At 68.7% G+C, this 9,725-nt stretch carries 9 protein-coding genes; 2 read left to right on the plus strand and 7 right to left on the minus strand.

Annotation, left to right across the window (positions count from 1 at the left end):
* Positions 1–1,319, minus strand: a 1,319-nt coding sequence (locus tag PHC73_RS07385; protein WP_300126300.1) for a ribonucleotide reductase N-terminal alpha domain-containing protein, incomplete at its 3' end; no start/stop codon positions are given.
* 613 nt (positions 1,320–1,932) lie between these two features.
* Here PHC73_RS07385 and PHC73_RS07390 point away from each other — a divergent pair.
* The gene (locus PHC73_RS07390) at positions 1,933–3,981 is read left to right on the plus strand and encodes a methyl-accepting chemotaxis protein (protein WP_300126302.1); all 2,049 of its coding nucleotides are present in this window, start codon (positions 1,933–1,935) and stop codon (positions 3,979–3,981) included.
* A gap of 8 nt (positions 3,982–3,989) precedes the next feature.
* Here the strand turns inward: PHC73_RS07390 and yrfG are convergent, their stop codons facing one another.
* From yrfG to PHC73_RS07420, 6 genes are all read right to left on the minus strand, one after another.
* Positions 3,990–4,658, minus strand: a complete 669-nt coding sequence (yrfG, locus tag PHC73_RS07395) for a GMP/IMP nucleotidase (protein ID WP_300126304.1) — start codon at positions 4,656–4,658, stop codon at positions 3,990–3,992.
* Positions 4,655–4,960 carry a DUF167 family protein gene (locus PHC73_RS07400; protein WP_300126306.1) on the minus strand — a complete coding sequence of 102 codons (306 nt, stop codon included), beginning with the start codon at positions 4,958–4,960 and terminating at the stop codon, positions 4,655–4,657. The genes yrfG and PHC73_RS07400 overlap by 4 nt, the downstream gene beginning before the upstream one ends.
* Entirely contained in the window at positions 4,957–5,550 is a 594-nt protein-coding gene (locus PHC73_RS07405; protein ID WP_300126308.1) for a YggT family protein, read from the minus strand. Before PHC73_RS07405 ends, PHC73_RS07400 begins: the two co-directional genes overlap by 4 nt.
* Positions 5,551–5,560: 10 nt before the next feature.
* Entirely contained in the window at positions 5,561–6,376 is an 816-nt protein-coding gene (proC, locus tag PHC73_RS07410) for a pyrroline-5-carboxylate reductase (protein WP_300126310.1), read from the minus strand.
* 187 nt (positions 6,377–6,563) lie between these two features.
* Positions 6,564–7,547, minus strand: a complete 984-nt coding sequence (locus tag PHC73_RS07415; protein WP_300126312.1) for an IS110 family transposase — start codon at positions 7,545–7,547, stop codon at positions 6,564–6,566.
* A gap of 248 nt (positions 7,548–7,795) precedes the next feature.
* Positions 7,796–8,458, minus strand: a complete 663-nt coding sequence (locus tag PHC73_RS07420) for a YggS family pyridoxal phosphate-dependent enzyme (RefSeq protein WP_300126314.1) — start codon at positions 8,456–8,458, stop codon at positions 7,796–7,798.
* A 163-nt stretch (positions 8,459–8,621) separates the two neighbouring features.
* Here PHC73_RS07420 and PHC73_RS07425 point away from each other — a divergent pair, with 163 nt between their 5' ends.
* Positions 8,622–9,659: a type IV pilus twitching motility protein PilT gene (locus tag PHC73_RS07425; RefSeq protein ID WP_300126316.1), complete on the plus strand. Its 1,038-nt coding sequence runs from the start codon at positions 8,622–8,624 to the stop codon at positions 9,657–9,659.
* Positions 9,660–9,725: the final 66 nt, after the last annotated feature.

The raw sequence follows: 9,725 nt of genomic DNA on the forward strand, positions 1-9,725 counted from the left end.
AGGTAGCCCTCGGCCTCGGTGCCGGGGCCGTCCCAGCCGGCGGCTGCGCGGTGGTCGTGCAGCAGGATTTCGTCGCCAGGCGCGAGCTGCGCGGCGGGCGTCCATTCCACTTCGAGGCTGTAGCGGGTTTTGCGCGCCACGCGGCGCACGCGGTGGTCGGCCGTGAGCCGCAGGCTGTAGCCCTCGCGCGTCTGCAGGCGCAGCACGGGCTTGGTGCCGGTCTTGAAAAAGCCCTGGCTTTGCACAGGGTAAGCGCGGCCATCGACCAGCGCGCTGAAAGGCTGCCCCACGAGCTCGGCCACCTGCGCCGGCCCGCCGGCCGTCATGACCCAGGTGTCGGCCGTGACGCACGGGTTGGTGGCGCGGATGTTCTCGCAGAACCAGTTGTTGTTGAGCTCGTTGTACTGGTCGATGAGGATGAAGCCCGGCTCGGCGTAGTCGTAGGTGGACGTCATGATGAGGTCCCACAGGCGCCGCGCCTTGATGGTGCGGTACACCCGGCAGGCGACCAGGCCGCGCTCGTCGACGATGTAGTCGCGGTGGGTCGGCCACTCACGCCAGATGATGTTGTCGGCCGTGTACACGTCGATGCCGTCGGCGTCGGCCTCGCGCCGGGTGATGGGGAAGGCGAGCGGCCAGTCGGCGCCGGCCTTGACCGCCTCCATGAACTCGCGCGTGACCAGCAGCGACAGGTTGAACTGACGCAGGCGCCCGGGCTCGCGCTTGGCGCGGATGAAGTCGACCACGTCCGGGTGGCCGACGTCGAAGGTGGCCATCTGGGCGCCGCGCCGCCCGCCGGCGGACGACACGGTGAAGCACATCTTGTCGTAGATGTCCATGAACGACAGCGGCCCCGAGGTGTAGGAGCCGGCACCGGCCACATACGCGCCGCGCGGGCGCAGCGTGCTGAATTCGTAGCCGATGCCGCGGCCGGCCTTCAGCGTGAGGCCGGCCTCGTGGACCTTGCGCAGGATGTCGTCCATCGAGTCCTCGATGGTGCCGGACACGGTGCAGTTGATGGTGGAGGTGGCAGGCTTGTAATCCCAGGCGCCGGCGTTGGAAATGATGCGTCCGGCCGGGATGGCGCCGCGGCGCAGCGCCCACAGGAAGCGCTCGTACCAGTGCTCGCGCAGGTCCGGCGTTTCGGAGTCCGCCAGCGCGCGCGCCACGCGCTGGTAGGTCTCGTCCACGGTGCGGTCGATGACCGTGCCGTCCTTGGCCTTGAGGCGGTATTTCTTGTCCCAGATGTCCAGCGAGGCCGGTTGTACCGGCACGTCCGAGGCGCGGGCTTGGGTGTGAATGGCGACCACCTTGTTCATCGCTGTGGGGGCTCCCTGAACCGTTGGGTGTGCGGGTTTTCGCGGGTCCGGTCTGTCGTGCCGAAGACACAACATATTGTGACGGCAGCGAGACCTTAAGCGGCTCGGCATGGGCTCGTCAACCGTTGCCGGAAAAATAATTTTTTATTTTTAATAACAAACAGATAATTTTAATATATGGCGCGATCAGGCGATTTTGGAAAGCCCTTTGTGGCCCCGCGCAAAAAGTCTTTTTACACAATATGTTGTTTGTTTGGCGGCGTGGTTGCGTGCCGGTCCAGGGCCTGGATCGTTCGCCGTTTTTGCGGGCGGACCGGGGCCCGGTCCGTGTCGTTTCCATCGGGACAGGTGCGGATTGATGGGCACGCCGCCTCGCGTCACTGGCCTTTTCAACGGCCTGTAAAGAAATGCTGAAAAATTCCGTCCCGGGAATTTTTCAGCTCGCTGCAGCAAGGGTCACGCCCGCGCTGCCGCGGACGGCCAGCGCTGAATAAGCCGGCAGTTGCCAAACAGGCCGTTGAAAAACGGCCTGCGCCCGTCCGATAAGGGCGCGGTCGGCGGGGTGTCCCTCGCGGTATTCGGTTTTTTCGCGACTCGTCACCAGGATGGCTTCGTGACCGCACCTTCTCTCGTTTCGGCCCCTGCCTGGATCGTCGGCCGCTTCGGCAATTTTGGACTGGCCACCAGGATCATGGCCGGCTTTGCATGCGTCCTGGTTTTGCTGCTGGTGGTCGGTGGCGGCAGCGTTGCGGTGTTTCAGCGCGTGGCAACGGGAGTGGCCGTGTTCGGTCAGCGCGTCAACCTGGCGCGACTGATTGCACAGGTGGGCAGCGAAACGACGCAGCTGCAGCAATTGGTGCGCGAGTTCGCCGTGTCGGGCGACGGCCAGCAGGCCGGCGCGGCCAAGGAACTGGGCAGCCGCCTCGGCGCTCGCGTGCAGGAGGGTTTGGCGCTGCTCGAAAGCCCCGAGCAGCGAGCCAAAATGCAGGCGCTTGCCGACGGTCAGGCGGCGTTCGGTGCGGCGTTCGACAAGATGGTTGCGCTCAAGGCGCAGGACACGCTGATCGCCGGCCGCATCGACCCGCTCGGGGCGGCGCTGACCGAGCAACTCGACGCCCTCATGGCGCAGGCCGCCCAGGACGGCAATTCGGGCGCCATCAGCATCGGCCAGACGATGCTTCAGTATTTGATGGAAATCCGCTTGAACGCCAACACCTTTATCAGCCGTGGCCTGACGAGGGCCCGCGTGAGGGCCGAGACGCGTTTTCGGCAACTGAACAAGGTGGTCGACGAGCTCGACACGCTGACGCAGGGCCGTCCGTATCGGGCGGCGTTCGAGCAGATCCGCGCCGACAGCCTCGAGTACTTCAAGGTATTCCAGCAGTACACCGAGCTGCGCCGCGAGCTCGATGCCCTGCTCGGCGGCGATATCCAGCAGTCCGGTGCGGCCATGGCGGCGGCGGCCAGGGCGATCGACGCAGACACCAAGGCCGACCAACGGCGTGTCGAGCAGGCAACGGCGGCCCTGATCGACTCGATGTCGGTGCTGGTGTCGGTGCTGTCACTGGGCGGTCTGGTCGTGGGTGTCTGCCTGGCTTGGTTCATCGGGCGCGGTCTGTCGCGCCCGATCGTGGCGCTGACCGGTGTGATGGGTCGTCTGGCGGATGGCGATCACGGCGTGGACATTCCGGGCACCGGCCGCGGCGACGAGCTCGGCCGGATGGCCCAGGCGGTGCTGGTGTTCCAGCAGAACATGATTCGCGCCCGGGACCTGGCGGCCAAGGAAGCGGCCGAGCAGGCGCAGCGCGAGGCGCGCACCCGGGCCATCGAGCAGCTGGCCGCCGAGTTCGACCGCGAGGCAAGCCAGGTGATGAACACCGTGGCCTCGGCGGCGACCGAAATGCAGGCGACGGCATCGTCCATGACCGCGGCGGCCGAGCAGACCAGCGTCCGGTCGACGGCGGTGGCGGCGGCCTGCGAGCAGGCGTCAGCCAATGTGCAGACGGTGGCGAGCGCGGCCGAGGAACTGTCGGCGTCGATCGGCGAGATCAGCCGTCAGGTGAGCCATTCGGCCGAGATTGCCAGCACGGCGGTGGCCGAAGTCGAGCGCACCAACGTGCAGGTACAGGGCCTGACCGAGGCGGCGCAACGGATCGGCGACGTGGTGCAGCTGATCACCGACATCGCCGGCCAGACCAACCTGCTGGCTCTGAACGCGACCATCGAGGCGGCGCGGGCGGGCGACGCCGGCAAGGGCTTTGCGGTGGTGGCGTCGGAAGTGAAGAGCCTGGCGAACGCGACGGCCAGGGCGACTGAGCAAATCACCGGCCAGATTGCGGCCGTGCAGCAGGCGACGCGGGAAGCGGTGACGGCGATCCAGTCGATCGGCAGCACCATCGGCCAGATCAGCGAGATCAGCACCCTGATCGCGGCGGCGGTCGAGCAGCAAGGCGCGGCCACGCAGGAGATTGCGCACAACGTGGTGCAGGCGTCGGCCGGCACCAGCGAGGTGTCGTCGAACATCGCCGGCGTGAGCCAGGCGGCGGCCTCGACCGGTGCCGCGGCCGAGCAGGTGCTGGGCGTGGCCAGCGAGCTGTCAGAGCAAGCCGAGCTGCTGCGCGGCAAGGTGGAAGCCTTCCTGGCCGCAGTCAAGGCAGCCTGAGGCAGCGCTCAGCCCGGCTCGCAGACCTGCGGCAGCACCTGCGCAAAGCTGTGCAGCATCGGCAGGTCTGGCAGATGCTGCGGTTCAGCCTTCGAGTCCGGCTGCGCCACGGCCAGCAGTTGGCCGATGCCGAAGTCGCGCGCGGCGCGCAGCACGTGGGCGTTGTCGTCCACCAGCAAGGTGTGGGGCGGATCGAAGCCGAGCTGCGCGCGAAGGCGCGGCCAGAACGCCGGGTCTTCCTTGGGCGCGTTGAGATCGTGCGCGCAGACGATGGCGTCCAGCCAGGCGTCGAGCCCGGTGCGCGCCAGCTTGAAGTCGAGCCCGCTGCGGTGCGAGTTGGTGACCAGCACGCGCCGTTTGCCGGCCATCTGCAGCCAGGCCAGAAACTCCGGCACTTGCGGGCGCAGGCCGATCAGGTGCGCGAGCTCGGCGTTCAGCGCCGCCACGTCGAGCTCCAGCAGTTCGCTCCAGTACGTCATGCAGTAGAAGTCGAGCGTGCCGCGGCGGCGCTCGGCCTCGGCGTGGATGAGCTCGCGCGCGGCCTGCACGTCGAGCCCGCGCCGCGCGCCCCAGGTGCGCGGCAGGTGCTCGAACCAGAAGGCGTTGTCGTAGTGCAGATCGAGCAGCGTGCCGTCCATGTCGAGCAGCACGGTGTCGATGGCGGACCAGTCGATCATGACGATGTCCCCACGAGAGCCGACAGGCGCGGCGCGAGCTCGGCACCGGCCTGGATGCTGACGGTCTTGCGCCGGCCGCTGTCGCCGCTCGCCACGCCGATGGCGCTGCGCGGCAGGCCGAGCCGCTCGGCCAGAAACTCGACCAGCGCCGCGTTGGCGGCACCGTCCACCGGCGGGGCGGTCAGGCGCAGCTTGAGGCGGCCGTCGTGCAGGCCGGCCAGTTCGGTGCGCGCCGCGCGCGGCTGGACCAGCACATCGAGCAGCCACACCGCGCCCTGGCGACGGTACGGCGGCGCGCTCACAGCCCCTGCACCATGGCCCTGGCCGCCAGCATGATGAACGGCTGTACCAGCAGGATGTTTACCAATTGGATGGCGACCAGCGCCACCAGCACCGACCAGTCGATGCCGCCGGCGGGCGGAATGAGGCGCCGCAGCGGCGCCAGTAGCGGTTCGGTGAGCTGCTCGAGCAGGCGCAGCACGGGGTTGTAGCCGCCGCCGGCGGCGATCACCCAACTGGCGATGGCGCGCACGATGAGCACGGCGCTCAGCGTCAGCGTGAGCAGTGACAGCGCCTGCGCGGTGGCCATCAGCAACGCGCCGATGATGCCCGGCAGGTAGCCGCGCAGCGCGCTGAGTGCGTACACCTCGAGCAGGTGCACCAGCAGCAGCAATACCACCAGCGCCGGCTCGACGCGCGGCCGCCACGGCAGCAGCCGGCGCAGCGGCGCCACCAGCGGCTGCGTGGCCTTGTAGACGAACTGCGACAGCGGGTTGCGGAAGTCGACGTCCATGGCCTGGAACAGCAGCCGCAGCAGCGCCACGGCGCCGTACAGGCCGAACGCGGTCTGCACCAGGAACAGGCCAGCCTGCGTCAGCGGCGAGTAGATCATGCGGCGGACCTCAGGCCTGACGCGCCAGCTCGCCGGCGCGCCGGTGGGCGGCGGCGAGCGCGTCGTGGAACAGCGCCGCAAGTCCGCCCGCCTGCAGCACCTCGAGCGCGGCCTGCGTGGTGCCGCCGGGCGAGGTGACCTGCGCGCGCAGCGTGGCCGGCGACTCGCCGCTTTGCGTGGCGAGCACCGCGGCGCCAAGCGCGGTCTGCAGCGTCAGCTGGCGCGCCACCTCGGGTGCGAGGCCGAGCGCCACGCCGGCCTGCTCCATCGCTTCCATCACGGCAAAGAAATAGGCGGGTCCGCTGCCGGACACGGCGGTCACGGCATCGAGCTGTGCCTCGTCCGCCACCCACACCACCTGACCCACGGCGCCCAGGATGCGCTCGGCCTGGGCGCGCTGGTCGGCGCTGACGCGCGCGTTGGCGTGCAGCGCGCTGATGCCCTGGCGCACCAGCGCCGGCGTGTTCGGCATGCAGCGCACCACCGGAAAGCCGCCGCCGAGCCAGGCGTCGATGTCGGCCTCGGTGATGCCGGCCACGATGGATACGACCAGCGGCCGGTGTGCGCCGAACTGCGGCGCCAGTTCCTGTGCCACCGCGCGCAGCGCCTGCGGCTTGACCGCCAGCACCACCACCGCGGCCGCGCCGACCAGGTCCGCGCCGTGCGCGGCGGTGCGCAGGCCAAACGCGTCGGCCAGGGCGGCGCGGCGTGTCGGGTCGGGCTCGGCGGCGGCAAGCTGCGCCGGTGCGGTGCCGTCGGCGATCAGGCCGCCGAGCAGGGCGCGGCCCATGTTGCCGCCACCGATGAAGACGATTTCGCCGGCCATGCCGATCACTCCGTGTGGAACTCCAGGAAAGGCTGAAAAATTCCGTCCCTGGAATTTTTCAGCTCGCGGCGGCAAGGGTCACGCCCGTGCCGCGCTCCATGAATCAACGCCTTACGGCGTTGATTCATGCCGGGGCATCCTGCCCCGGACAGAACCGCTGACCAAATCAGATACTGTCTTGGCCCCATCATGGCAAGCCCATGGCGGGATCGAAGGGGCGTCCGGATTTGAGCACGCCCCAGATGAGGTGCAGGAGTTTGCGCATGGCAGCCACCAGCACCTGTTTGGGGTGTTTGCCCCTGGCCGCCAGGCGGTCACAAAACGCGCGCAGCACCGGGTTGTGTCGCCGGGCCACCAGGGCCGGCATGTACAGGGCCTTGCGCAGGGCGCTCGAGCCCTGTTTGCTGATCGGGCTGGCACCGGTCCGTTGCCCGGACTGGCGCAGGCGCGGGTTGACCCCGCTGTAGGCCACCACCTGGCCGGCGTTCTCGAAGCGTTCCACAGCGCCCAGGTAGGCCAGCACGCGGCTGATGGTTTCCGGGCCGAGACCCGGAATGCTCTCCAGCAGCTGCGCGTTGCGGCGCAGGTCCCCGTCGCGGTCGATCTGCGCCTGGATCGCCTCGCGCAGGCGCGCCATCTCGTCCTGCAGGGCCTCGAGGATGATGTGCACCGACCGCAGGGCCTCGCCGTGCACCTGCTGGGCACGCGCCCGCTCCATCGTGTGCATCACGATCAGGTCATCCAGGCGGCTGACCAAAGCGTGCAGGCGCTCTTGCTGCGGGCTCGGCGGCGTCCAGCGGCGCGGCGTGTGCTGGCGGGCGTAGCGGGCGATCAGCCGCGCATCGACCCGGTCGGTTTTCGCCCGCACCCCGAGCGTGCGCGCATAGGCCTGGATGCGCGCCGGGTTCTCGATGGCGACCACGGCCCCGGCTTCGTGCAGCGCCCGCGCCAGCGCCGTGCCGTACGGGCCGGTCGCCTCCAGGCACACCCCGCACTGCGCCCAGTCGAGCCCCTGCGCCCGGCCCCACGCCAGCAGCGCCGCAAACCCATCGGCGTCGTTCGAAAACACCTTGCTCTTGCCGCGCCCGTCCGGGCGCTCGACGAACACGTCGAATTTCTTCTTCGACACGTCCACGCCCACCCACATCGACGGCCTGTGCACGTCGCTCATGCTCACGCTCCATAATCGGCCCACGCCACCCCTTCCCGATCCGTTCCACCTTACGTGTACAGGCTCAGGCCAGCGGCCACCGCCTCGGATACTGTTCGAACTGGCGATCAGGGTGATGGCGGGCGGCTCATCTGATTCACGGGTTCACAGACCCAAGCGGTTCCTCAGCCTGCCCAGCCATCGCTGCGGGGATCAGCCGCAGTACGTTCCCCAGGGGAACGGGGGACGTCAAGACGTAAGCGGTTCCTTCACTGCCGCGCCGGGCGCGGTCCGAACAGCGCGCTGCCGATGCGCACCAGCGTGGCGCCTTCGGCCACCGCCGCCTCCAGATCGCCGCTCATGCCCATGGACAGCGTGTCGAGCGTAAACCCTTGGTCCTTCAAAGCATCCAGCAGTTCCCGCAAGGCCCGAAACGGCCGGCGTTGAGCCTCGAAATCCGCCGCCGGAGCCGGCATGGTCATCAGACCGCGCAGGCGCAGCGGCGCCATCGCCGCCACCTGGGCGGCGAGGTCCGCCGCTGCGGTCGGCGCGATGCCGGCCTTGCGCGGGTCGCCGTCGACGTTGACCTGGATGCAGACGTTCAACGGGCCGCGCTGTGCTGGGCGGGCCCGGGCCAGACGTTCGGCGCAGCGCGCCGAGGCGACGGTGTGCACCCAGTCGAAGCGCCGCGCCACCTCGGCGGCCTTGTTGGCCTGCAGGGCGCCGATGAAATGCCACTCGACCGCCAGATCGGCGCAGGCATCCATCTTGCGGCAGGCTTCCTGCAGGTAATTTTCGCCGAAGGCGCGCTGGCCGAGCGCCGCCAGTGCACGAATGCAGGGCACCGGCTGCGCCTTGCTGGCGGCGACCAGACCGACGCTGCCGGGCGGGCGATGAAAGCGCTGCTCGGCGCCGCGCAGGCGCTCCAGCACGGCTTGCCAGCGGGCCGCCAGAGCGGCTGAAGCCTCGGGTTCTAAAGAATTTGCAGCAGCGACGGATGTAATGGCATAACCCCGCTGGCGGATCGCGGCGCAGTATAGCAGCGGCCCCCTTTTCCCCCGCCCGGCCGCGGGCATTTGCAAGGTGCGTCACCGCATGGACATTACCGAACTGCTGGCCTTTACCGTCACCAACAAGGCGTCGGATCTGCACCTGTCGGCGGGCATGCCGCCGATGATCCGCGTCGATGGCGACGTGCGCCCGCTGGACCTGCCGGCGCTGGACCACTCGCAGGTCCACGACATGATTTACGACATCATGAACGACCGCCAGCGCCGGGATTACGAGGAGTTCCTGGAAACCGATTTCTCGTTCGAGATTCCGGGCCTGGCGCGGTTTCGCGTCAACGCCTACAACCAGCACCGCGGGGCGGCGGCGGCGTTTCGCAACGTGCCGAACAAGATTCTGACGCTCGAGGAGCTCGAGGCGCCGGCGAGCTTCGCCGAGCTGGCCATGCTGCCGCGCGGCATCGTGCTGGTGACCGGCCCCACCGGCTCGGGCAAGTCGACCACGCTGGCGGCCATGGTCGACGAAAAAAACCGCGCCGAGTATGGCCACATCGTCACCATCGAGGACCCGATCGAGTTCGTGCACCAGAGCAAACGCTGTCTGATCAACCAGCGCGAGGTGCACCGCGACACGTTAGGTTTCAGCGAGGCGCTGCGCTCGGCGCTGCGCGAGGACCCGGACACCATCCTGGTCGGCGAGATGCGCGACCTGGAAACCATCCGCCTGGCGCTGACCGCTGCCGAAACCGGCCACCTGGTGTTCGCCACCCTGCACACCAGCTCGGCGCCGAAGACCATCGACCGCATCATCGACGTGTTCCCGGCCGGCGAGAAAGACATGGTGCGCAGCATGCTGTCCGAGTCGCTGCGCGCGGTGATCGCGCAGACGCTGCTCAAGCGCATCGGCGGCGGGCGCATCGCCGCCCACGAGGTGATGATCGGCACCCCGGCCATCCGCAACCTGATCCGCGAGAACAAGGTGGCGCAGATCTACTCGGCCATCCAGACCGGCCAGGCGCACGGCATGCAGACGCTCGACCAGTGCCTGCAAAAAATGGTGGCGCACCGCAAGATCAGCCGCGAAGACGCCGCCGCGCGCGCCGTCAACAAGGATCTGTTCCGCTGACGGTCCCCATCCGACCCCGGAGTCCGCCGTGATCGATTTCGCCACCCTGCTGCAGATGATGGTCGA

The organism is Immundisolibacter sp., from assembly GCF_028696615.1.
Classification (GTDB): Bacteria; Pseudomonadota; Gammaproteobacteria; order Immundisolibacterales; family Immundisolibacteraceae; genus Immundisolibacter.

Bases quoted from the DNA above. Each gene is read 5' to 3' on its own strand.
- yrfG (WP_300126304.1), bottom strand. From the start codon at position 4,658: ATGATCGACTGGTCCGCCATCGACACCGTGCTGCTCGACATGGACGGC.
- PHC73_RS07425 (WP_300126316.1), top strand. From the start codon at position 8,622: ATGGACATTACCGAACTGCTGGCCTTTACCGTCACCAACAAGGCGTCG.
- PHC73_RS07405 (WP_300126308.1), bottom strand. From the start codon at position 5,550: ATGATCTACTCGCCGCTGACGCAGGCTGGCCTGTTCCTGGTGCAGACC.
- PHC73_RS07415 (WP_300126312.1), bottom strand. From the start codon at position 7,547: ATGAGCGACGTGCACAGGCCGTCGATGTGGGTGGGCGTGGACGTGTCG.
- proC (WP_300126310.1), bottom strand. From the start codon at position 6,376: ATGGCCGGCGAAATCGTCTTCATCGGTGGCGGCAACATGGGCCGCGCC.